Source organism: Alteromonas macleodii ATCC 27126, from assembly GCF_000172635.2.
GTDB classification, from domain to species: Bacteria; Pseudomonadota; Gammaproteobacteria; order Enterobacterales; family Alteromonadaceae; genus Alteromonas; species Alteromonas macleodii.
Genome location: NC_018632.1, coordinates 3,139,569 through 3,164,546 on the forward strand (window position 1 = coordinate 3,139,569; position 24,978 = coordinate 3,164,546).

Sequence of the window (24,978 nt, forward strand, 5' to 3'; positions counted from 1 at the left end):
TGCTTGGCTGCATGATGAAGTGCAGATTGACATAATGGCAGCGCAACAGCCGCTTTCCGTTCAGCAAAACCTTACCATTAGGTTATTGCGCGTATTGCGATACAACAAAGCACGTATTGAGCGTGCACTTACGCTCATGCCTGAAAAGCACAGGCCGCTTTTTCATGTGCTTCCCTTTCTTGTACATGTTAACCACGAAGCCCTTCCAGGATATGTGGCCCCACTCACCTCGGGTGAAACCGTTCCATTTGGTATCAACAATTACTCGTTTAGACCTGATGTAGAACAAGCTTTGCAGCGCTGTTTTCCTGCACAGAGTCACTTGTTTTCAGACATTAAGCAAATTTGGCCAAGACAGCGGGCGGTTGATGCACTGGTTTTAATGGGTAGCGTGGGGACTATTGCTCAGACTGACGACTCAGACTTTGATTTTTGGGTGTGTATTGACGGTAAATGTTTTTCGACTACTGAGCTGGCTTTACTTCAACAAAAGCTAACAGCCATTGAAAAATGGGCGGATAACACCTTTGGTATTGAAGTGCATTTCTTTTTATCTGAAATAGATAAGGTTAAGCAAAACGATTTTGGCGTCGCTGAAGGTGAAAGCGCGGGCTCGGCGCAAGCCCTGTTTCTAAAAGCTGAGTTTTACAACACCAATATAGTGGTAGCAGGTAAAGCGCCGTTTTGGTGGCTTACTCCAGAGAAAACAACAGAGAAGCAGTATCAGGCTATTTACAATAGTTTGGAAAAAGGCGGCTCACCAGACGTAGACTGGTTCATGGACTTGGGTCACCTAGAGCGACTAGACGCAAGCGAACTTTTTGGCGCCGCCATCTGGCAATTAGGCAAAGCCATGGACTCGCCATTCAAGTCCGTATTAAAAATGGCAAAGCTTGAAGTATACCTTGCCAATATCTCTCACGGACAACCACTGTGCAACCTTTTGAAAAAGCATGTACACCGCGGTGCTGAAGCTCCAGGGCATGTTGCAGATATCGACCCCTACGCACTCATGTTTGACGAACTCATCGCTCATTACAAAGCCAATGGTCAGGCGGAAGATATTGCTGTATTGCAGCAGTGTTTATATTTGAAATGTGGGTGTACATTGAGCCACCCGCTTGTAGAAGGTGAGCAAGCGAATTTCAAACGCAAAATTATGGCCTCGTATGCAAAACAGTGGGGGTGGAGCCGCAAACTACTTGCCCACTTGGATAACCAACAAGATTGGACATTCAATGAACGTGTGCAGCTGAGCCGTCGAATTCACCGCTTTTTATTAAAGTGTTATCGCCGCATCTCCAAAGAGATTAGTCACCATCAACAGGTGATGGATCAAAAAGACATGACCGTTCTGGGTCGCCGATTAAGTACCTATTACGCTAAAAAGCCGGATAAAATTGAGTTTTTGCGACGCGCTTTTGACGAAAGCCTTTACTGTGAAAAGATCACCATTGCTATGCGTCAGCTCAAAAATGGTGATGAAGTATGGTCAGCTTATGCTGGTGATTTACTGAGTAAATCGGGCATTATCGACGATTCGCAAAAAGTTACTCAAGCGGCTAGCGCCATTGCACTGATGGTCTGGCTTGTGTCGAGCAAAATAATAGATACAAACAGTAAGGTTTATCTCGATTACAATTACGGTGAAGTGAGCGAACTAGACTTGAACGATTTGCTTAAGCATTTGTGCAAGTATTTTCCTCCAGTCAAAGTGTCGTCACTACCGCGTAATGACTTGCTGGCGCCAGAACGCATAACCGCATGTTTTGCTATTGTGAACTTCCCCACCCTACGCCAAAAAGCCACGGTAGAGAATGTATCTATTCTTTATACGACGTCTTGGGGTGAAACCTTTTTGAGACACGGCAGCGACGTGCTTGATACGCTGTGGTACGACTTACAAGAAGTAACCCCAAAGCCGCCGTGCTATGTAATGGTGCCACGTGGAAATCAACAAGCACGAATACTCGGCGAGTTCTTAGAAGCTAACGAGCTTAATTTCACCGTTTTATACTGATACACCCAACGTAACGCTTTCAAAGAAGCGCCAAGCGTAGTACTCCATCTCACACTATCTCTCCGTTTAAAAAATATGCAGAAAAAGCTTGCGCTTTAGAATTACAAGTGTAATCTAAAAACATGGACTACAAATGTAATCAAAATAAAAGACGTCGTAATTATGAGTAAAATGTCAGACAAACCCGAAATTTCAAACGCTGAATTTGAAGTGCTGGACGTACTGTGGGACGACCATCCTGCCACGTCGAACGAGGTTATTGCGCGACTTAATGACAAAAAAGACTGGCACGAAAAAACCGTCAAAACCTTGTTAGGCCGCTTGGTAAAAAAAGAAGTGTTAGGGTTTGAAAAGCAGCAGCGCCAGTATCTTTATTATCCACTGATTGCTAAAGAAGATTATACAAAGAAAGAAACTACAAGTTTTGTTAGCCGACTGTTTAAAGGCAAGATCGCCCCTATGGTCGCCGGTTTTGCAAATCAAAACTCGTTATCTAAACAAGATGTGGACGAGCTCAAAGCCCTTATCAAGAAATGGGAAGAAAACAATGATTGATTGGATTATTGCTCAGCAGGGTATTTTTTCGCTAGCGCTTGTTTTACTCATGGTGTGCGAACACTTTTTCACTAACAGAATTGGGGCTTCGCTTACCTATAAGCTATGGGCGCTGATACCAGCTTGCCTAATAGTCAACAATCTTCCAATGTCGCTGGTTAACATTCCATCAAATAGCTTTGCTCGCTATGTGGTTGGCGTTAAGCCCACATTAAACACCGTTGAGTTTGAAACCTGGTTTACTGTATGGGCAATTGGCGTAAGCGCAATTACAGCCTATGTCTTAGCGCATCATCTTAAAATATGGGCATCGATAGGAAAGCGCCACGCTATCCACACCAATGCCTACTATTCCAGCAAAGCTACCACACCTATGCTATTTGGTTTTATCTTGCCAAAGGTGCTTATTCCCTTCTCATTTAAAAGTGCATTTTCGATTCAACAACAAGCACTGGTATTAGAGCACGAGAATGTGCATCGCAAACATTACGATCACCTGTGGAACGCGTTAGCGCTGGTTATCGCTATTGTATTTTGGTTCAACCCACTAGTTTGGCTTGCGCTAAAACCCTTCAGAATTAATCAAGAACTGGCTTGTGATCACGCAGTACTGAAAGACAAGACAGACAACGAAAAACTTACCTATGCAAAAGCACTCGTGCAGTGTGCCGAGCATGGTTCAGACGCCCTGCACTTTACACGCGGGCTTTACCCAACCTTTGGAGAAAAAAGGACTATGATCAAACGTTTAAACGCGATAAAGCAACCTATGCGTAACAATAAGGTACTGGCTGCAGGCGTACTTTCAATTGCCGCCATGCTCACCATCAACACGGCTTTAGCCAATGCGCCAGTAGCAGAGACCAAATCTGAAGCTAAGATTAACCAGGCATCGCCGGTTAAACGCGTTCCACCAAGCTATCCAGAAAAAGCAGCACAGCAAAATGTTGAAGGTTTCGTTGTACTCTCCTTCGATATTACTGAAACGGGCGCTACAGATAATGTAAAAGTAGTAAAATCAGTGCCTGCTGGCGTGTTTGATAAAAGCGCAAAAGTTGCCCTGAAACAATGGGAATACAAGCCTCGTATTCAAGGTGGCAAAGGCGTGAGGCAGACCGGCCTTCTGGTGCAGCTAGACTATCAACTCGGAGCCTCTCTTGATACGGCGAGTGTTGAAAAGAATGCTTCCCCTGATGTAGAGCGTATAATCGTTCCACCCAAACAGAGCAAGTAAGCCCCAAAATTATCAGAATACTAAAAGGAGCGTATCGCTCCTTTTAGTGTTTTGTCTAGTTGACTTAGTTCCTGCCTACTGCACACTACCACTCGATCACCCAAGTCTCTTATAAAATGTAAAGTGCCTTTACAATTTCTATAGAGAATTTACGACCTCACTACGTTAGAATGTGAGTATTTACACACCTGAAAACTTCTAATTTATGGAAGGTTTAAATAGTCGATAGCGCAATTGCTATGGTTATTTTCAATCAAGTTACTCCAGACGGGCTTTCGCTGCTGGTGTACAAAAAGGAAATCTATAATGAATCGTATCGTTTTAGCACCTACAGTGCTTGCCCTTACTTTTTTTACTACTTGTGCTAATGCCAATATTGATCAGCTTAAAGGTCTGTTAGGCGGTAAGAAAGCGGAATCGACAGTTACTTCCAGTAGCCTAACTGAAATGGCAACCAGCGCAGCATCTAATATCGACTTGGCTAGCTTAGTGAGTTCAGTTGCAGGTAACCTTAACGTGTCTGAAAACCAATCGGAAGGTGGCATAGCGTCAATTATGAACTATGTACAAGGCAACCTTTCAGGCGCTGATTACGCCCAGTTGGCAAGCAGCATTCCAGGTATTGATAGCCTGCTTGAAGATGTTCCCTCTCTTAGTGGTAACTCAGCAGCAAGCTCAAGCTCTTCACTATCAGGCTTACTCAACAAGGCCTCTGAGTACAGCTCTACGCTTAAGTCGGTAAACGACCTAAAGCAACAATTTGAAGCGCTAGGCCTTTCAACCGATATGATTGCCAGCTTTGTCACTCAAATCAGCTCGTATTTAAATGTAAATGCAGATGAAGAAACACAGGCGTTGTTTAAATCTGGCCTAGATAATTTGCTAACCGCTCTGTAACCTGTCTAAGGCGTATTAATTCTCTTCTACAATCCAAATTAATACGCTTTAACTTTTTTGCAGGGGCTTTTAGCTTGGTGAAATAGCAACTCCTGTTTATCTTTTTACACTCAAATACACAGCCTAATCGCCTATGCAAAATGCAATGTCTCGGTTTTCTACGCAGCCCAAATGGTTTCGACTATCCACTTATCTTGTTCTCATCTACCTTACTTACGCGCTTCTTATCGGCGTAGTTACGCCTGCGGTATTAAAGGCAAAGTTACCCAACATAGTGAAAGAAAACACTGGAAGAGATGCTGCTGTTGAAGATATTGCAATCAACCCTTTCTTGCTAAAAATAGAAGTGACTAATTTTGTTATCTATCCAAATATACACTCTTCAAATGAAAGCGAAGATAACGCCGTAATCCAGAACCAAGAAAATCATTTCTTTAGCGTAGGCAATGTTTCACTGGACGTTGGATTCTGGCAATCACTTTTCACCTTCACTCCTGCCGTTGAATCGCTAACCATAGACGAACCTTTTGTTTCCATTGCACGTTTAAGCGAAAGTGAAGACACACAAATCTTCAACTTCTCTGACATTCTTACCCACGTAGAGAAACGCAGTACAAAAGCACCTGAAGAGCCTAATGACACTAGCGAAGGGCAAATTCCCCGAATTACGTTACGTGATTTTGCACTTAACGAAGGGCGAGTGGTTATTGAAGACAAGGTGACCAACACCCTACTTGATTACCCAGAATTGAGCGTTGACTTGCAAGATTTGGATACTCACGCTTTGATCAGTTCAAGCAGTGTTGGCAACAAAAACGCTAACCCTAAAAGCGATAAAAGTGAGAGTGCTCAATCAAAAGGTAAGTTAGCGTTCAACCAATATCAATTTAACTTGCTCACCGCAGAGAAAGGTAACATCGCCATTGATGGCGAGTTTCAATTATCTCCACTAAAAGTTACGACAGACATCACGATAAACGATGTAGCGCTTACGCCGCTTTGGTCACTTTCGAAAGATTTGATAGAAGCAGATTTAGTAGACGGCAAGATTAACTTAAGCTTACATGCTGAAGTTTTTGAACAAGATACAGCCTTCCAGTTTATTCTAGAGCGTGGCGAATTTGGTGTTAACAACCTTGTGTTTAACGCTGATTCTTCGCCAGCCACAACAGGCACCGCCAAGAGTTCGCAAGAGATCATTGCCATACCCGCGTTTGCCATACACGATATAAACGTAAACGCATTAGAACAGCAAGTTAGCATTGCTGAAGTTGCTTTTGACAACGTTCGAGTGTCGGGTCTATTTGACAAGTCAGGGCTTGATTTACAGCGTCTGTTTACCCCAAAAAGCCCAGCGGCAGATGCTACATCAGCTAACGCTAACCCCAGCGCAGCGCAAGAAGGAAATAGCGCAGCGCAAAAGGGAAATAGTGAAACAGAAAATGAGGACGTTTCCAACGTAGCAACCGGCAGCACAGAAGAACTAGCACATGAGACCTCGTGGTATGTTGAGCTTCACCAGTTTGCATTTAATGACGGTAGCATTGACCTTATAGAGCGTAGCGTAAGTGACGGTACTTACTACAGCATCAGCAACCTCAATATTAAAAGCGGAAAAGTCACTACTGACTTATCTAAACCTATTTCCTACACCACCAGTTTACATGTCTCTGCCGACCCACAGACGTTTAGCGACACATCCAAAGGTGCACTAAGCAGTAGCGGCAGCGTAGTTATTGCAGAACAAACTGTGCAGGGTAAAGCAGCGATTGAACAGCTGGTGCTAAGTCAGTTCCAGCAGTACGTTTCTCCCCACGCAAATGTGACCCTTGAAGATGGGCTATTTAATTTAAACATTGAGTTTGATGGGGCATTTAAGAACGCCGCTGATAAAGACGATATAGACTCATTAAACGTTAAGGCGAGTACTAGCATTGATAATTTAAGTGTATTGGATGACGCCAGCTCTCCCCTACTACAATGGCAGTCTTTAAATGTAGACAACATTGAATTTGACCACGCATCGAACCAGCTACGCGTAGACAACATTCACCTACAAGCGCCATTTGCACGACTTATTATTGATGAAGCTAAACAGACCAATGTGAGTAAGCTGATTGTCGCTTCATCAGACAAGTCCGCTAACAGTGAAAGTGCCAGCGAAAATGGCAGCGCAACCACGTCGAAAGCATCAAACGCAAACGTGCCTGCGGGCACTACAGCTGAGCCTTCACAAGCCAACGAATTGGCCATTGCCGTTAACACCATATCAATAGAAAACGGCAAAGCGTACTTTGCTGACCATTCATTAACGCCAAAATTTGCGTCTGCTATAGAAAGTTTAAATGGCAAAGTATTGGGAATTGACTCTCGCTCAACTTCCCCTGCCAATGTTGATATCACCGGAAAGATAGACAACTATGCTCCGGTCAAACTAGCAGGCACTATTCACCCATTAAAAGATGATATAGACCTTGATTTAGATTTTTCAGTCAAAGGCGCTGAACTCACTTCAGTTAACCCCTACTCAGGCACCTACATGGGCTATTACATTGACAAAGGCTTGCTGTCTTTGGCTGTGCAATACAAACTGAATGGTAAAGCACTGGAAGGTAAGAACCGTGTGGTTATTGACCAATTAACGTTAGGCAAGAAATCGAATTCTGAGCAGGCATTGAGTTTACCACTTGGGCTTGCCATTGCGTTATTAGAAGACAGAAACGGCGTTATCGATTTGGGTTTGGATGTGTCTGGCGATATCGATAGTCCGGACTTCAGTTTCGGCTCCATTATCCTCAATGCTATTGGCAATATTATTACCAAAGCTGTTACTGCACCGTTTTCGCTACTTGCGAACCTGGTTGGCAGTGACGACGAACTCGACAACGTTGAGTTTGGGTTTGGAGAGCATTCGCTAAATGCGGACGCTCAAGAAAAACTGAATACCCTTGCCAAAGCACTTAAAAAACGTCCAGGACTTAGGGTTAATATCGAAGGTACTGTCAACGCCATGTCTGATGCAAGTGCCCTAGCGCAACGTCAGTTAAACACTACACTTTTAACAAGAAGCGGCGATGCTGATGCATCTGCTACTTCCGACAACGCTAGCACTAACGAAAATTCTCTTGCTGGCGGTGAAAATGAAAGTTCCAACACCCCTGGCAGCGTACAGCGCGACTCAATAAGTGGCAGTAATATCCCACTGGAAGGCCCGTTAGCCGATGCGCTTTTATCCTACTATGTTGAGGTGTTTACACCTGACCTTAATCAAGAATATGACAACATGGTGGCGCAGCTTTACCCTGAACTCGCAAATTCAGACAATGAACAGAGCCAAAAGAGTGCTGATAACAATAAGGAAGTCATTAACGAAGAAAATGTAAACCGAGCATTAAGCATTGCCCGATACAACAAACTACGTAACAACATTGATATCCCTGAAAGTGACTTAATCCTTCTGGCTGACGCGCGCAGTAAAGCGGTGAAAGGTTATTTGGCAAATGAAGCTGAGGTAGAAGCGAATCGCTTATTCTTGCTTAATACCCAGCACGACTTACATACCGAATTTAGCGGTGTGGAATTAACGTTAGAAGCGAAGTAATGAACGGGTTGGCTTGAAAATAAAACCCTATAATTTAGGGTTCCATAAGGTCACTAAACAAAAAAGGGTAGCTTATTCAGTTAAGCTACCCTTTTTTGTAAACAGTGACTTCTGATACTACTTGCTACTTAAAACCCAGCTAGCAAATGGTACCGTAGTGCGTGCCTCGCCTACTTCTTCAAATGGGGCGCGCAAGTTGCGGATACGTTAGACGCGTTGAAAATTTCGATCCAATAGCCGTCTGGGTCTTTGATAAATGCGATCCCTTTCATAGAACCATCATTAAGCCCTTTCTGAAAAGGAACGTCTAGTGATGCAAATCGTGCACATGCAGCTTCAGCATCAGGCACATGAAAACCAATATGCCCAAAACCTTTTGGCTCTGTATTTCCGTTATGATAATCAACCGTTTCTGGTGTATCGCCCCAATTGTGGGTTAGCTCCAACATGGCCGGGCGACCAAAAGTTTGCTGAGTACGTTCGTCTACATCGTCAGAAATATCAGAGAAATCATCACCTGCCGCCAAAAAATAAAGGCTGAACTTCATTTCTTCAAAATCTAGACGCTTAATTAGCGTCATTCCCATAACTCGCGTATAGAAATCTAGCGAACGCTTGGGGTCGGCAATGCGCAGCATAGTTTGGTTGAACACAAAACCTTGTGTCGCAGCATCTTTCTCTTCATACAGGCCTTCGGCCTTGTCGAAATGTCGGCTCATAATAGTCGTCCTTAGCGATATAGATAATTAAGGCAAGGCAATCTTGCTTTGCCTAAAAACGAGTGCATAGAAGTGAGGGGTAATTTTCTTTTCACAACAGCACTTAGTCTATCCTCTTACGCGCTTTACCTCAGATGCGTTTTATACAACGTCTATTTTTACAGCGCTTTTATTTTTTAGGGAGCTTTCCCCAAACCGAACCTGCATCACTTTTTTCACTGGCGACACTTTAGAATTGGTGTTTTTGCCAGCCGCTTCTTTTTGTTTACTAGCGCCTTTATTAAATGAGCCTGACTTAGTACCAGAAGTGCTTGGGCTATCTGATTTTTTAGGCGAAGTTTGTCGCGTGGACTCCGGTCGATATTTTTTCACCATACCTTGCAACAAATTGCGAACCACTTGATCGCCAGCAGGTTTAAAGTTGCGATGGTCTGGCTTTCTAAAAAACGCCGACAGCTCACCTTTACTCATTCTAAAGTCTGCTAATTTAAGCACCGCTATCATATCGTCATCTTTATAACTCATCGCAATACGGATTTTGCGCAGTACTTCATTATTACTTAATCGCTCTTTTGGCCCCAGCTCTTGAGGCATTTGCCCTTCTTGACGACCACGATTTTTAATAATCAATCCATCTAGAAACAGCGCAATAATCTTATCGCGACACGGCAGATAGCCCTCTTCGCCTTCCCGCTTCATCACAGCATGTAAATAATCAATTTCCATGTCGTAGTTCACTAATTTAAAAATACTTATAGCGGCGGTATCGTTGATAGCTAATGCATAACGAAGGCGACGTAGAACATCGTTGTGGATCATGAAAATGGGCCTGAAAAGTGGAGTAGCCAATAATTGGTATGGATTACAGTGTAGCGCTACGTGCGCTTTCGCATATTTTACACTACTTGGCCATTTGCATCTATCGCTGGCTGTCGGGTGCGTAATTTCTACCAACACATAGTGAAACCAAATTAACGTACTTGGCGTAACGACATTGTACATCTGGTTTCGCTCATTTCATCGGCGTACCGAAATTGAGCTCATTGGTAGAAGGATACTTCCATGGCAACATTAAATCTCAACGGGAAAGACGTCAGTCTTCCCGATGATCCACGAACGACTTTGTTAGATTTTCTCCACCAGCATTTATCACTTTTTGGCACCAAAAAAGGTTGTGACCACGGACAATGTGGTGCTTGTACCGTTATCGCTGACGGCAAGCGTATTAATGCATGCTTAGTGTTTGCATTCCAGTTAGAAGGCGCTGAAGTCACAACTATTGAAGGCATCGGTGAAGGTGAGAGTCTTCATCCGCTGCAAAAAGCTTTTATCGAGCGTGACGCTTTTCAGTGTGGCTATTGCACATCTGGTCAAATATGTTCAGGCGTATCCCTACTTAGGGAAATGAAAAATGAAGACCCTAGCGCAGTTACTTATAGTCAAACTCGTCACAGTAAAGCTTCATTGAAAGAAGATATCAGCGAACGCATGAGCGGTAACCTATGCCGCTGCGGCGCCTACCCTAATATTGTGGATGCTATAACCGATGTCATTGCTTTGGAGAGACAATAATGCAGCCATTCACTCTTCATCATTATAACGGCGAAAAGCCGTTGAGTAGCCTGCCCCTGGACACAACATCACGTTTTTTGGCCGGAGGTACAAACCTAATAGATTTAATGAAACTACAGGTAGAAACGCCTAAAACATTAGTAAGTCTTGCGAAATGGGATAAAGCTAACACTATCAGCGAAGATGACAATTACTATTATATTGGCGCCATGGTGACTAATTCTGACTTAGCGAAGTTCGCTCACACGCAGCCCAATGTGTCTTTACTTGCGCAAGCTTTATTAAGCGGTGCAACAGTTCAACTTAGAAATAGGGCAACCACTGCAGGCAATTTGCTACAACGCACCCGCTGTTATTATTTTTACGACACCACAAAAGCCTGTAATAAACGAGAGCCAGGCACTGGCTGTAGCGCATATAACAGCGTGAATAGAATTCATGCCATATTTGGCACTAGCGAGAGCTGTATCGCCACACACCCTTCCGACATGGCCGTAGCCATGATTGCGCTTAACGCACAGGTACATACGCAGCAACCTGATGGCAACACGCGTCAAATCGCGCTACGAGATTTCTACCGTGAACCTGGCGACACGCCGCACATAGAAACCCAATTAGACGAAGATGAACTCATTACCCATGTCAGCATAAAGAAAAAAGCAAACGGTACTCAGTACTATCACAAAGTACGCGACCGTTCTTCCTATGCGTTTGCACTCGTTTCTGTTGCGGCTGGTTCGAAAATTGAAGATGGTCGTTTTAAAGACCTTTCTCTCGCCTTTGGTGGTGTGGGCACCAAGCCTTGGTATCCGCAAAAAGCAATCAGTTTTCTTGAAGGCGCGGAACCAACCCAAGAAGTCATATTGCAAGCCGCGGAAGCTGAGTTATCCGAAGCAAAAACGTTTGGCAGTAATGACTTTAAACCAGAACTATTGCGCAGGACGTTAACAAAAGTGCTTTTAGAGTTAGCAGAACATCAGGTAAAGCACCTAGGACATGAAGGAGCTTTATATGACAACGCATAATGCCAAAACTGTAGGGACGCCAGTTAATCGAGTTGATGGTTCAGCAAAGGTGTCAGGTCAAGCAAGGTACGCTGCGGAGCATATGAGCGATCGCACTCCTTTGATAGGCTGGGTTGTATCAAGTGATACTGCCGTAGGTAAAATCACATCCCTTAATACAGAGCAAGCGGAACAGGCCGAAGGCGTACATGCAGTTATCACGTATAAAAATGCAGGTACTCTTAAGCCATTTAGCAAGCCTGCAGATGAAAGCAGGTTTACTCAAAGTCGCGCCGTACTTAATGAACCTCACATTCGTCATTTCGGTGCTCCGGTCGCTCTAGTTATTGCTGATACGTTGGAGCAAGCACGCTATGCCGCAAGTCTAGTAACCTTCACCATAGACGGTGAAATACCAGATTTGCTGACAGAATTCGATGATGCAACGCAAAAACCAGCGTCGCTAGATGGTGGGTTTGAGGCAGATGCGTCTAGCGGTGATAAACCGCAGCAAAGTGATATTCAAGCAAGCATTAACGAAACTTATACTACACCAAGCCAAATCTCTGCCGCTATGGAGCCTCATGCCACGGTTGCCGACTTTAAAGATGGAAAGCTTGAGGTCTATTGTAGCGTTCAGATTATAGCGACGGCTGTTGAGGCGCTTGCGATTACGCTTGAAATGGATGCAGCAGACATCGTAGTGCAGAGCCCCTTTGTAGGTGGCGGGTTTGGCTCTAAGCTAGGTCTTCATTACGATGCAACGCTCGCTTGTATAGGGGCCAGGTATTTAGAGCGAGCTGTCAAAGTGGTGTTAAGCAGGCGTCAGGTCTTTTATAACACCCCTCATCGAGGGCACAGCATACAGAAAATTAGCCTTGCTTCTGGTGATGAGCACGCACTGTTAAGCGTACAACACAAAAGCGCTATGCCAAAAGCCAAGGGCTATGAGTTTGCCGAAGCAACAGGGGCTGGCGCACGGGTTACCTATAAATCTCAGTTCATTGAAAGTACGCATAGGGTCAAAGACGTAGACCTGCCGCTTATCGACTCTACCCGTTCTCCTGGAGACGCCATTGGCTCCCTTGCTTTTGAATCGGCCATTGATGAACTTGCCCACGAAGCTGGTGTCGACCCGCTTACGTTTCGCATAAAAAACCTGCCGGTAGTTCACCCTATGAAAGGCACGCGGTTTACCACCCACAACTTAGGTGAGTGCCTTCGTCAAGGCGCGCAAAACTTCAAGTGGCAGCATAAAACACAGCCCACACCGGGTAAACAAATCGGCCATGGCGTAGCGAGTGCTATGCGTATGAATGTGCTGGTGGAAAGTTCCGCTGAAGTGGAATTGAGTGCTACCGGTGAGGTAACGGTTCGCACTGATATGACAGATATTGGTACAGGCACCTACACTATTCTCACACAAATTGCCGCCGATACTTTAAATACGTCGGTAGACAATGTCACAGTAAAACTCGGTGATAGCCGCTACCCTGCTTCATGTGGTTCAGGTGGCTCATTTGGCGCAGCAAGCTCTGGTTCGGCGGTTAAAAAAGCCTGTGAAGCGCTTATTGCGAATATTAAAAGCTCACTTCCCCCAGCCCTTAGCCAAGCTGAAGTACAAATTTTAGATGGGCAAATAAAGTTAGTCTCGATTGCACAAGGTGATGATGAAGTAAGTAGTCCGGTATTACTCGCCAACTTTATGTCCGACAGCGACTTCCCCATAACAGCAACCGGTAAAGTATCCGAGGATGACACCAGCGATGATGAGCAGTATTCATGTGGCGCTCATTTCGCGGAAGTAGAGGTAGATGAATACACGGGTGAAGTTAGGCTACTTCGCCAATACGGTATGTTCAGCGCGGGGCAAATCTTGAATATGAAAACAGCTGCATCTCAAATAAAAGGGGGAATGGTATGGGGCGCTGGCTACGCACTTACTGAAGGGATCCATCACCATAGAGACACGGCAAGCTTTGTAAATCCAGATTTTGGTGAATATCATGTGGCAGTCAATCGGGACATTGCCGAAGTTAGCCTGGATTTCTTACAAGAGGCAGATTATGCCGCATCGCCAGTGGGTGCAAAAGGTATTGGTGAACTAGGCATTACTGGAGCAGGCGCCGCCATCGCTAACGCAATTTATGATGCATGCAAAGTGAGAGTACGAGACTTTCCCATTACCATGGATAAAATAATCGCAGGTAAAAACTAAGCAAAAAAAGCGGCCTGACAAGGCCGCTTCACATTAAGAAGCTTTTTCATTATTGTTATCCAGTGTGTTTGATAGGGCTCAAAACCCTTTTTTAATTTGTAGTACTATCACTCTATAGCATTACTAATAAATGCTTAAAGTTACAATGTAACATACGACCAACTGCCCATTACAAAAGTTGAAAATATTGTGCACCGACTTAACATTACTTAATATCTTGATGGTCATTAGCCAGTGCATTTTTTCAAAAAGTAGTTTAGCCCTACCGACTCAACCTGTACATTTATTCAACAAATCGTATATTATCCAATCTGGATCTTTGTTTTACTATTCAGGGCGTCAGCCTAAGAATACTGATACTGATTCACAGGATTCAAATAGACACGAAAAAGCTTAAAGGCTCGAAGGGAATACATAAAAATAATATGCGGATTAGACATCTAACAATTTTACTCGTCGTTGCCAGCGTTCTACTTAGTGCCTGCACACCTTCACAACCTACAAACAAAATTCTGATCAGTGGTCCTTTTGAACCAGTCAATAACGACCCGGCAAGTACCGGCTACATGTTTACACGAATGCAAATTCTGGAAACTCTCATAGACGTGGATAACCAAGGTCAGCTTATCCCAGGACTTGCTAGCTCATGGTCAAATGATGAGGACTTTACTGTTTGGACATTTAATTTACGTCCTGATGTGTATTTTCATGACGGCACGTTAATGACCGCCGACGCCGTCTACAAAAGCCTTTCGGTCGCGTTTGGTAAACCAACGCCATTTTCAAAAGATATGATCGCCAACATGGAGGTAGTATCAGAATATTCTATCAAGTTCACCTTGAACCAAAGTTACCGTCCTTTCCCTTCCCTGTTAAGTAATTATGCAACTGCGATCGTGGCACCTGCTACCTTCGGCAAGTTCAATCGAATTAAAACCTTAATAGGTACAGGCCCCTATCAGATTACGCACTTTGAACCACCCCACAATATTACAACCACGCGCTTTGACAATTATTGGGGCGAGCCCGCTGTTATTGAAAACGTTGAGTACGTAACGGGTCACCGCTCTGAAACGCGGGCGCTTATGGTACGAACGGGGCAAGCAGATATTGTGTACAACCTCGACCCTGCCGCGGTTAGCATGTTGCGCACTGACTCTAACGTAAACGTGTTTAGCGATAGGATCCCTCGCACCACTTTAGTTAAGTTAAATAGCGGCCACCCTATCCTCTCAGATGTAAAAGTAAGGCAAGCATTGAGTTTAGCGATTGACAGAAAAGGCATTGCATCTGGCGTAATGCGTATATCGAATATCTCTGCTGATCAGCTATTTGGCCCAAATATTCGAGACTGGCATATTCGTTCTACTGCCACAGATAATGCTACCAATACTATTTCAATGGGTGACGCTGACAATAATTCAACAATTAAAAATAGCGTTGAAAATGGCGACTTATTATTAAATAGGAAAAAAGCGGCACAGCTGCTAACCGACGCGGGATGGTTAGTAGGTGAGGATGGCGTGCGCTACAAAGATGGCTCACCTTTAACGCTTGATATGATTACCTATGCCAATCGGCCAGAACTCATTACCATTGCCACGGCAATTCAAGATCAGTGGGCTAGCATTGGAGTGAAGCTCTCTGTCCATATGGAAAATGTAAGTGCCATTCCTTCAGGGCATGCTGATGGCACATTACAAACTGCACTTATGGCGCGTAACTTTGCTAACATCCCAGACCCTCTCGGTATAATGCTGGCTGACTTTTCTTCAAAAGAAGGCGGCGATTGGGGGCCAATGAACTGGCAAAATGAAAAAGTGTTTAGCGATTTAAAGACCTTGAGTCACACCACGGATGAACACGCTTACAAATCGTTGATATCATCAATTATGCAAGAAGTTCAGCAAGACGTCCCTCTTATCCCCGTTATGTACTATGTGCAGCAAACCGCGACATCTAGCCGACTAAGAAACTTCAGCTTCGACCCTTACGAGCGTTCTTTTCGCGTATCTCAAATGAGAATAGCCCCATAATAATGAGAAAAATCCTACTTCAACGGCTGCTTCAAGCTGTACTGATGGCGTGGAGTGTAGGCACACTCACATTTATTATAACCCGTTCATTACCTGGAGATATGGCTTACAAAATAGCGGCTGGCCGCTACGGTGACGATGCGGTAAGCACAAGTGCCGCTAACGCCGTAGCAGAAGAACTTGGTCTGCACAGAAGCGCTTTCGAGCAGTACGTCAGCTGGATGACTGATTTAGCCTCTCTGGATTTAGGCAATAGCTTGGTCACGGGTGCCCCCATTGTTGTTGAGCTACAAAATCAGCTTTCTTACACCCTTGTTCTCGCTGGACTCGCTATTCTGGTATCCGCATTAATTGCGTTTCCTCTCGGAATTTATAGCGGCATCAGAAGCGCTCGAAAAAGTGAAAATACTCCTAAGAGCCGTGCTTCTCTTTTTGATAAAACAGCATTAGTATTTTCCACGTTCGTGCGCTCTCAACCGGTCTTTTGCTTGGGGCTAATTCTCATCTTTATTTTTGCACTAGAGCTCAACTGGCTACCGGTTGCGGGCTCTTCAGGCTTTGTCTATACCATATTACCTGTAATGACCTTAGGGTTAAGCCTGGCGGCTATATCAAACCGCGTAATTCGCAATAGTACTGTTAATGCGGTTCAATCGGGTTACTTCCATTTCGCCAAGATAAAAGGGTTAAGCGCTCTAGAAGCGTTCAGGTGCCATGCGCTACCTAACATTGTAATACCTGCTCTAGCCTTCATGGGCATACAACTTATCGGGTTAATTGAAGGCGTAATTATGATTGAAAGCCTTTTTGCTTGGCCCGGCATAGGACACGGACTTTCCCATGCTGTCTTTGCCCGTGACATCACTATGTTACAAGGCACAGCTTTGCTGATGGGCACGTTATTCGTATTGGTCAACACACTAGTCGATTTAAGTCAGTATGCACTCGACCCAAGGGTGAGGGAAAATCGAGGACATAGCCAATGAAGACATTCGCTTTACCTGTTGAAAAAGTGATTGGCTTTTCACTTTTGATGCTGCTCTTATTACTTGCGTTGGGCGAGCCTGTTCTATTGGGAACAAACGGCAATCAACAAAATTTAAAGCAAGTGCTCGAAGCCCCAAGTGCGCAACATTGGTTAGGTACAGATCAATTTGGACGCGACATGTTGGCCAGAATCTCAGAGGGTCTGCGCATATCACTTTCTCTCGCTGCACTGTGTGTACTAAGTTCATCAATCATTGGTGTGCTAACGGGCGTAATTGCAGCGTGGTGTAGAGGTTGGGTAGATACGACGTTGAATTTCATTGCCAATACGATATTGGCGCTCCCCGGACTGGTACTTATTCTTCTTTTCGCGGCGCTAGTACCAGGCTCTTTCATTATGCTGTATTTAGCCATTTCCTTAGTACTGGCCGTCGAGTACTTCAGGCTGGTACGTGCTATCACTCTACCAGTAGTGACAGGCCCTGCACTGGAAAACTCTGCGCTAATGGGTTTTCCAAAACGCTATTTATTTAGTAAGCATATATGGCCCGCCATTCGACAAGACGTGTTATCACTTGCTGCTTTTGGTGCCTCCTCCTCAATTATCGCCATGGCATCGGTGGGCTTCGTTTATGTTGGTTTAAAACCACCCAGCCCTGAGCTTGGGCTGATGATAGTTGAGCTTTTTCCATACTATCACGAAGCACCTTGGCTGCTCGCACAACCTATTTCCACCCTATTCGTTCTCGTACTGGGCTTTCACTTACTTTCTGCGAAGAGTGACAAAACACCTCGTTTAAATAAGTTCATTTTTGACAGCAGCAGTAGACTATCAAAGAGTGATGCATTGGAGCGCAAACTGTGAGCCAATACATTGCTATTGAACACTTATCAATTTACGCGCAAGACACCATTATTGTAGAGGATCTATCCCTTAACCTTGAACAAGGCGAGACACTGACTATATTGGGTGAAACCGGGGCAGGTAAAAGTCTGCTAGCGCAAGCAATTATGGGCGACTTACCACCTGCACTGAGGGTTACGGGAAATGTTCTGGTAAACGGTGTAGATATGCTTCGTGCCAACCGACGAGAATGTGAACAATTGTGGGGGCGAGACATTGTTATGCTGCCGCAAGAGCCATGGCATTCTCTAAGCCCAATGATGAAAATTCGCCAGCAAGTCGCCGAAGTTTTTCGGTTTACATTGGGTAACGGTGCTCGCGAAGCACAAAAGAGTGCGAAGACACAGCTAGACAACCTGGCTCTTAAAGACGACAGTGATAAGGTACCTTCTCAACTTTCCGGTGGAATGGCACAGCGTGTCGCTTTTGCCTGTGCATCAGCGACTAATGCACCTTTATTTCTAGCCGACGAACCCACAAAAGGGCTAGATGCCGGACGCAAACATCATATTATTGAGCAACTAAAGCAAAAAGCTAACGACGGTACGCTACTTACTATTACGCACGATGTTTCAGTGGCAGAGGCACTGGGTGGTAAATGTATGGTGCTTAAAAACGGGAAACTGGTTGAAACAGGTGATACCCGCAAGATACTGTCCTCCCCGTCTTCAAACTATACCAAAACCCTTATTGCGTCGGCTCCGCAACACTGGACGGCTACAGCAAAAAAAACGCATAGGTTTGCACCGCTGGTATCGGTGAATGATCTCACAATTATGAGAGGTAACCGTACACTATTTACTGGCCTTAGTTTTTCTTTAGGGGAAGGCGAAATTGTCGGGCTTTGTGGTGATAGCGGCAGTGGAAAAACGTCTCTAGGTGATGCTCTACTTGGGCTTCTACCCTATCAAGGCAATATTGCGTTTCATACGCTTTTACACCGTTATCAAACCCTAAAGCTATATCAAGATCCCCCAAGTTCATTTGCCCATCACACTACGCTTAATTCATTGATTGATGACGTAATAAAGCTTCACAAGGTGTCTAAAAAGCGTGCTGATTTACTTTCAGCTCAACTAGGCCTTAACCAGCGATTGTTTGAGCGCAGCGCCTCTGAGGTAAGTGGAGGTGAGCTTCAACGCATTGCATTGCTGCGCGCGCTGCTACTAAAGCCCAAGTTACTTATAGCTGACGAGCCAACATCTAGGCTCGACCCCATTACAAGTAAGGCAATTACTCACTTACTTGTCGATCAATGCAGAGAAGAAAATTGCACGGTGCTCTTTATCAGCCACGATAGAACACAGCTAGAAAAAGTCTGTGACCGCGTCATTGACCTTCAGACTCTCACAACACCAAAAGCCGTTATATAACGGCTTTTGGAAGACAAGATTCAGGGCTCTTTCGTGTGTTTATACGCAAACCGTAGCCGCGAATGAACTAAAAAGTCACGATTTCATCATCAATAAGGTGACCAACAGCCTGACTCTGCTCAGCATCTACAAAGGCGCTATCAATAGCGCTAAAGCGCGCCGTAGTGACCTTTCGATAATTCGGGTGTGTATAAATATAAGTTTGCTCTGACTGAAGCGCCTCTATCACGCGTTCAGCTAGGACAGAGGCATCGATTCCCGACTCTACTGCTTTAGTGGCTGCTTGAGCTCCGGCTTTAAGCTTCTCTTTATCAATGCGTTTTTCAGCGGCTACTGCGTATTTTTGCTGTCTATTCCTATACGACTCGTGAATGCGGGTTTTCACAAATGCTGGACACAATACAGAAGTATGGATTCCAAAAGGTTTCAGTTCTGGTACCCAGCTTTCTGTCATAGAGACAACCGCAGCCTTTGATGCGCAATAGGCCGCCGCATATGGCATGCCCATCATTCCTGCCATCGACGCCACGTTTAGCACCCAGCCTCCTTCGCCGTGCTCTTTAATAGCTGGCACGCATGCTTGTACGCCATAGAGTACGCCCATAACGTTGACGTCCATTACCCAGCGCCAGGTCTCATGCTCCGAATCTTCGACTTTCCCCGGCGTACCGCCAACACCAGCATTATTGATGACCATATGAACCTTGCCAAACTTCTCTTTGGCGTTAGCTACAATATCTTCCCACTGAGCGTAATCGGTAACATCAAGGGCGCAAGTCAATACATCGAAACCTTTCTCTCGTAAGTCGTTACCCGATTCGGTTAATGCAGCATTATCAATATCGCCCATGACGATATTCATACCCTGCCTTGCCAATGCCTCTGCCAGCGCTAACCCTATGCCGCCAGCGGCGCCAGAAATAATAGCGGTCTTACCCGTAAATTCGTTAGACATCTTACTCTCCTGTTATTGTTATTGCGCCGCGGGCCCTTTGGGAAAGCCATTTCAATGAGGAGTTTGCAATCGCCTATCTCACTCAACTAGCGCTTATCTACACACCTAGATTAGGGGTAACAGGATGGGGAAAATACTTTATTTGGCTAATCTGAATAGCTTCATGAAATTAATAAGTCAGGTTAAACGTAAAGGCGGGGCAAATAAAAAAGGGCAGTGACTAACCCTGCCCTTTGCATTACCCCGCTACTATATTTCTATGTTGAAAACTGTCTCATCCGTTCTACATCAACCTAACCGACTGTTCGATTTTACTCTGGTGCTACTAATCTAATTCTCAACAATGGCTTTTGACAGAGCGTACTTACAGGAGTCGATATCTTCACGCCTCAGTAAATACTTCCGCTTGTTTGTTAAGCCGCGAAATCAGTATATTTGATGATGTCAGCCATTTCGAAAGCTCCAGCGGGTTGACTGCCCTGTACTTTTAGTTCTGGATACCATGAAGGGTTAGATCCTAAGAACGAGTGAGGGTCACTTTCAATCAAACCTATAAGCACTTCAGCTACAATATAACCTCCAACAGGCCCCAAATGATTGCCTCCTGAGAGGCTTCCCTCGCAAAGAATGTATAACCACAGCGGAGTCGCTTGAGCTAAGTTGCCCGGCAGTTCGAACATCGACATATCGGGAGAATCCAGGCTTACGCCTAAAACAGACTCCATGTATTTGTGCACTGACTGGCCTGATGGCAGTGAAAAGCTCTGACCACGTTGCAAATTTCTTACGGCAAGCGATGCCTCAGCATTTTTGATAAACGGCAACTCCAGTAATTCTGAAGGAAGTTTTTCATCGACCGCCCCCGCTTTCTGAGCATCTTCTCCAAAAAACCAACTCCAGTTAATCGCTCCTGCCGTATTCTTCTGGAACCCTGTACCTAACTCGCTACCAAACATCGTTACGCCTTTATGACTTTCGTTAAAGTCTAATGGGTTGGTAACCATTGTATGACCAAAGCGATAGACGGCGACGGAAAATTCAACCGGAATAAATGGAGAGTTATCTTCAGTAAAAAATCGTCGACCGTTACACATAATATCATCGACGACCGTTTGACCTACTAGCTTGGGTAAAAAGTCATAAATAACGACCCATTGGTAGTGCCAGGTCACGATCTCTCGCGCCTTTTCGAAAAGAGCAGTTTTCGTCGTATAAGTGCCCTTCGTTAGTAACTCATTGACAACCGTATTATGAAAATAGTGCATCAGTAATTGAAGCTGAGAGACTATTCGGTTTTCATCGTTACGTGGATCGCCAATCAACGCCACTTGGTTTAAATGCCCCTGAGGAGTACTCTCTGCTCTAAGTAAATCATCACCGTTCGTCAGCAGGTGCAACTTGTCTATTTGTTTAGGTTTGCCGGAGGCGTTTGGTGGTGCGTGATAGTAGAGATGCGGTGTCCCTTCAACACCCGAACCATAGATACAATCCAAATCCAGGGTAGGCGTTCGGATATTATTGATGTCATCAGGGGTATTTCGTGAACTTAAACTCGATGTAACATCAAGGGTAATATCATGATCGATGAATTGGCCTAAGAATACGTAACCCAGGTCAATATTTGACAACTTGGCTTCTGCTCCGGAATCCATGGGTCCGTTCTTTTTACCGCATTCACGAAGATCATGCGAGTTACTGATAAGTCGAGGGAGTTGAGGAAATAGACGCCTGAATCGGCCTTGTGATTGATGATGGGTGCATTTAGGGGTCATACCGCTAGGTGTATTGATGCCATGATGTATCATATTCAGTCTCCATTTTAGTTATCACCTTTTCACTGATAAACACTAAAAATGGGGAAGTTATTGATAATCTATTGCTCGGAAACATCATGAGCATCCATACTCTGCTTTCCCTTTTTGAACAACAAGACCAGCTCAAGGCTTATATTAGACTATCTCAATGTGTTCACTTTTTCAACAATTAAGATAACCTTAAGCTGTTATAGAAAATGATCGTTGAGTAAATTCACCAGCGAATACCCCTTCGTTTGTCTCCGTTTCCTTGGCTCCAAACTCAAAAAAAAGACGGACGGTTTAAACTCAACCGTCCTCTGCATGAGGTTTCACATAGGCCAAAAGCTACATAAAATTCAGTTCTGACCCATTTGTTAACGTGCTGACGCCAATTAAGAACTGTAAAAACACGGTACATCATTATACTCAACTAGCCTTTTGCTTTACTTCGCCGGCATAACATAAACCTCGCGAACGCAGGCTGACTCTTCTGCGCTTAGGGCAAATAATACCGATTTTGCGATATCCGCTGGCTGAAGCTTATCTTCCTTAGGTTCATCAAAAAATGGCGTATTCACCATACCAGGGCAGATAGTTGTACAGCGGCCGCCCCACTCGCGCATTTCTTCTGCGAGGTTCTGACCGAAACCATAAGCAAACCACTTACTTGCCCCATATACAGAGCCTTTCAGGGCTATTCGACCGGCGACCGAAGACGTAATAATGAAGTGGCCTTGCGTATCGCGCAGGTACGGCAATCCGGCTTTTGCAGTATAAAGCAGTCCATTTACGTTTGCGCCCAGCATGCCATCCCAGTCATCTACGTCCCCCTTTTCAATGCCGGCGGCTTTCGCGCCACGCCCGGCATTAGCGAAGATGCCGTCAATGCGACCGAAATGTTCGCTCACCTTTTTAAACGCCGTATCGACATCTTTAAAGTCGCTAACGTCAGTTTTTACAGCGAACGCAACATCATTGCCAAACTCTTCGACTAAGGCACGCAATTTGTCCTCACTTCTTGCTAAAAGGGCAACATTAAAACCGTTATTTACCAGTTGCTTTGCTGTTTCTTTGCCAATGCCGCTGGAAGCTCCCGTTATCGCGATAACCTTTTTATCTGTAGCTGAGGTGGACATACACTTCCTCCTTCTTACTGGGCAACCAATTCACTAATTTTGCTTACGAAAGCTGGAATATCATCTGGGTTTCTACTGGTCACCAGTTTTGAATGGGTCACCACTTCCTCATCAACCCAGGTCGCACCAGCATTTTTGAGATCTGTTTGGATACTAGGAAACGAAGTGAGTGTTGCACCTTTCGCTAACCCAGACTCCACCAGCAACCATGGACCATGACAGATAGCACCTATAGCTTTAATACTTGCCGCGCTGTTTGCACTTTTGATGAAGGCAACAGCATCTTCGTTGGTACGCAGCACATCGGGATTGATTTGACCGCCAGGTAGCACAAGGGCATCGTAATCTTGAGGGTTTACAGACGTAACTTGTTTATCAACGTTAATTTCTTTTCCCCAGTTGTCTTCGTCCCATGCTTTAATGGTCGTCTGATCATCAATAGATAGCACATCAACTTCAGCACCTTGCTCAATAAACTTGTCTCTTGGTTGAATCAACTCGCTTTGCTCAAAACCATTGGTTGCCAAAATAGCGATTTTTTTGCCTTTAAGGTTTTGGGTGTTGCTCATAGTGTTCTCTCCTTTTGAAAGACGAAATGTAAAGCTAGTAAAAACAGGGGTCGCCACACGACAGGAATAACTGTCCGCCTACCACCTTTAGCAAATCACATCAGGTGAACGCGTTAGTTTGTGCATGGCATAACCTAGCTCTTACTATCTAGCTAAGATGCTATTGAAGGTGCAAATTACAAACCACCCAAACTGGGAAGCGCAAACCATTGATTCAATTAGAATAAATGCAATACCAACAATTTCACCACCATTGATAGCCACGCACATATTCAGATTTTGTGAACGATTTACAGAGCTTGTTTCTCGCTTCTTTTTTAAGGTGATGTAAGCCGACAGCGAAATTTCCATGTATCAAGCTTTAAGAGTTTTATTGTTTAGGCAAGGCATGAGGACACATGAGCAAGGAACGTTTTAACCACGCTAAATCTGCATTCGAGCTTTCTTTGAAAAGTTGGTGGAGTATTTCAAAGCGTATTTTCACTAGCCTGCAAAAAGACAACATTCCTCTTATTTCCGCTGGCGTTGCCTTTTACTGCTTGCTGGCTATCTTCCCCTTACTAGGGGCAACCATTGCCTTGTATGGCCTTGTTGTATCACCCGACGAACTACAAAGTCATATGGCATTGCTGGTAAATGTAGTACCAAATGACAGTCGCTACATTATTGAAGAACAGCTTAAAAATTTAACCGAGAAGTCGAATACTGCATTAGGCTGGAGTTTTTTATTTACTCTGCTCTTATCACTGTGGAGCAGCAGCAAAGGCGCTAACGCTCTGATAAAGGCATGCAACATTACCTATAGCGAGGCGGAAGGAAGAGGGTTTCTTAAAGGTATCCTGGCACGCATTACGTGCACCATATTTATGATCCTTACTGTAATTGTGTCCCTTGCCTGCATCACTATTTTACCCGAGGCAATAAGCTGGATGACGTCAAATGCCCTTAGTACCGAGCAAGCCATGTGGGTGACTTGGCCGGTGATGCTGGCCCTATTTAATATTGCGCTCTCTGCCTTATATCGTTATGCGCCTCACCGAAGAGAAGCCCAGTGGCGCTGGGTGACGCCGGGTTCAGTTTTTGCCACGTTATTATGGGTAGTAGCCTCGTATGGCTTTTCGATATACCTCAATGAATTTGGAAGTTACAACAAAACCTACGGCTCCGTTGGGGGAATTATTATCTTGCTCATGTGGTTGTATTTAACCGCGTATATCATTCTAATTGGTGCAGAGGTGAACTCGTCGATAGAGCTCCAAACTACTGCAGACAGTACGGTGGGTGAAGACAGACCCATGGGCGAAAGAAATGCATTTGTGGCAGATCATACACCGGATGATTTAAGGCACTAATGCTTAAACTATCTGAGGCGTATGCACTATCTAGCAGCGCCTTCCTCACC

At 44.7% G+C, this 24,978-nt stretch carries 19 protein-coding genes; 13 read left to right on the plus strand and 6 right to left on the minus strand.

Going from position 1 to position 24,978, the window contains the following annotated elements:
• The first annotated feature begins 34 nt into the window (after positions 1 to 34).
• From MASE_RS13470 to MASE_RS13490, 5 genes are all read left to right on the plus strand, one after another.
• Complete coding sequence (locus MASE_RS13470) at positions 35 to 2,020, plus strand: class I adenylate cyclase (protein ID WP_014950295.1); 1,986 nt, start codon at positions 35 to 37, stop codon at positions 2,018 to 2,020.
• A 162-nt stretch (positions 2,021 to 2,182) separates the two neighbouring features.
• Positions 2,183 to 2,575 carry a BlaI/MecI/CopY family transcriptional regulator gene (locus MASE_RS13475; protein ID WP_014950296.1) on the plus strand — a complete coding sequence of 131 codons (393 nt, stop codon included), beginning with the start codon at positions 2,183 to 2,185 and terminating at the stop codon, positions 2,573 to 2,575.
• A complete protein-coding gene (locus tag MASE_RS13480; RefSeq protein ID WP_014950297.1) occupies positions 2,568 to 3,809 on the plus strand; it encodes a M56 family metallopeptidase in 1,242 nt (413 codons plus the stop codon). The genes MASE_RS13475 and MASE_RS13480 overlap by 8 nt, the downstream gene beginning before the upstream one ends.
• Positions 3,810 to 4,115: 306 nt before the next feature.
• A complete protein-coding gene (locus tag MASE_RS13485; RefSeq protein ID WP_014950298.1) occupies positions 4,116 to 4,706 on the plus strand; it encodes a DUF2780 domain-containing protein in 591 nt (196 codons plus the stop codon).
• Between the two features lie 145 nt (positions 4,707 to 4,851).
• Positions 4,852 to 8,307 carry a DUF748 domain-containing protein gene (locus MASE_RS13490; protein WP_148275227.1) on the plus strand — a complete coding sequence of 1,152 codons (3,456 nt, stop codon included), beginning with the start codon at positions 4,852 to 4,854 and terminating at the stop codon, positions 8,305 to 8,307.
• A gap of 170 nt (positions 8,308 to 8,477) precedes the next feature.
• Here the strand turns inward: MASE_RS13490 and gloA are convergent, their stop codons facing one another.
• Both gloA and MASE_RS13500 read right to left on the minus strand, forming a co-directional pair.
• Positions 8,478 to 9,026, minus strand: coding sequence for a lactoylglutathione lyase (gene gloA, locus MASE_RS13495; RefSeq protein ID WP_014950300.1), 549 nt, complete (start codon positions 9,024 to 9,026; stop codon positions 8,478 to 8,480).
• 141 nt (positions 9,027 to 9,167) lie between these two features.
• Positions 9,168 to 9,845 carry a YehS family protein gene (locus tag MASE_RS13500; RefSeq protein ID WP_232362851.1) on the minus strand — a complete coding sequence of 226 codons (678 nt, stop codon included), beginning with the start codon at positions 9,843 to 9,845 and terminating at the stop codon, positions 9,168 to 9,170.
• Positions 9,846 to 10,088: 243 nt separating this feature from the next.
• Between MASE_RS13500 and MASE_RS13505 the strand changes: the two genes are divergently transcribed.
• From MASE_RS13505 to MASE_RS13535, 7 genes are all read left to right on the plus strand, one after another.
• Entirely contained in the window at positions 10,089 to 10,598 is a 510-nt protein-coding gene (locus tag MASE_RS13505) for a (2Fe-2S)-binding protein (RefSeq protein WP_014950302.1), read from the plus strand.
• Positions 10,598 to 11,623: an FAD binding domain-containing protein gene (locus MASE_RS13510; protein ID WP_014950303.1), complete on the plus strand. Its 1,026-nt coding sequence runs from the start codon at positions 10,598 to 10,600 to the stop codon at positions 11,621 to 11,623. Before MASE_RS13505 ends, MASE_RS13510 begins: the two co-directional genes overlap by 1 nt.
• Positions 11,610 to 13,820, plus strand: a complete 2,211-nt coding sequence (locus tag MASE_RS13515; RefSeq protein ID WP_014950304.1) for a xanthine dehydrogenase family protein molybdopterin-binding subunit — start codon at positions 11,610 to 11,612, stop codon at positions 13,818 to 13,820. The genes MASE_RS13510 and MASE_RS13515 overlap by 14 nt, the downstream gene beginning before the upstream one ends.
• A gap of 566 nt (positions 13,821 to 14,386) precedes the next feature.
• Entirely contained in the window at positions 14,387 to 15,856 is a 1,470-nt protein-coding gene (locus tag MASE_RS13520) for an ABC transporter substrate-binding protein (protein ID WP_232362766.1), read from the plus strand.
• Positions 15,857 to 15,858: 2 nt separating this feature from the next.
• Complete coding sequence (locus MASE_RS13525) at positions 15,859 to 16,842, plus strand: ABC transporter permease (RefSeq protein ID WP_014950306.1); 984 nt, start codon at positions 15,859 to 15,861, stop codon at positions 16,840 to 16,842.
• Positions 16,839 to 17,708 carry an ABC transporter permease gene (locus tag MASE_RS13530; RefSeq protein ID WP_014950307.1) on the plus strand — a complete coding sequence of 290 codons (870 nt, stop codon included), beginning with the start codon at positions 16,839 to 16,841 and terminating at the stop codon, positions 17,706 to 17,708. The genes MASE_RS13525 and MASE_RS13530 overlap by 4 nt, the downstream gene beginning before the upstream one ends.
• Complete coding sequence (locus tag MASE_RS13535) at positions 17,705 to 19,120, plus strand: ABC transporter ATP-binding protein (protein WP_014950308.1); 1,416 nt, start codon at positions 17,705 to 17,707, stop codon at positions 19,118 to 19,120. Before MASE_RS13530 ends, MASE_RS13535 begins: the two co-directional genes overlap by 4 nt.
• A gap of 67 nt (positions 19,121 to 19,187) precedes the next feature.
• On the opposite strand, the gene MASE_RS13540 is transcribed toward MASE_RS13535, so the two are convergent.
• The 4 genes from MASE_RS13540 to MASE_RS13555 form a co-directional block, all read right to left on the minus strand.
• Positions 19,188 to 20,075, minus strand: a complete 888-nt coding sequence (locus MASE_RS13540) for an SDR family NAD(P)-dependent oxidoreductase (RefSeq protein WP_014950309.1) — start codon at positions 20,073 to 20,075, stop codon at positions 19,188 to 19,190.
• Positions 20,076 to 20,488: 413 nt separating this feature from the next.
• Complete coding sequence (locus MASE_RS13545; protein WP_014950310.1) at positions 20,489 to 21,727, minus strand: peroxidase family protein; 1,239 nt, start codon at positions 21,725 to 21,727, stop codon at positions 20,489 to 20,491.
• A gap of 587 nt (positions 21,728 to 22,314) precedes the next feature.
• The gene (locus MASE_RS13550) at positions 22,315 to 23,007 is read right to left on the minus strand and encodes an SDR family oxidoreductase (protein ID WP_014950311.1); all 693 of its coding nucleotides are present in this window, start codon (positions 23,005 to 23,007) and stop codon (positions 22,315 to 22,317) included.
• A 14-nt stretch (positions 23,008 to 23,021) separates the two neighbouring features.
• A complete protein-coding gene (locus MASE_RS13555) occupies positions 23,022 to 23,576 on the minus strand; it encodes a type 1 glutamine amidotransferase domain-containing protein (protein WP_014950312.1) in 555 nt (184 codons plus the stop codon).
• A 398-nt stretch (positions 23,577 to 23,974) separates the two neighbouring features.
• On the opposite strand from MASE_RS13555, the gene MASE_RS13565 reads away from it, so the two are divergent.
• A complete protein-coding gene (locus tag MASE_RS13565; protein WP_014950314.1) occupies positions 23,975 to 24,928 on the plus strand; it encodes a YihY/virulence factor BrkB family protein in 954 nt (317 codons plus the stop codon).
• The last annotated feature ends 50 nt before the right edge of the window (positions 24,929 to 24,978 follow it).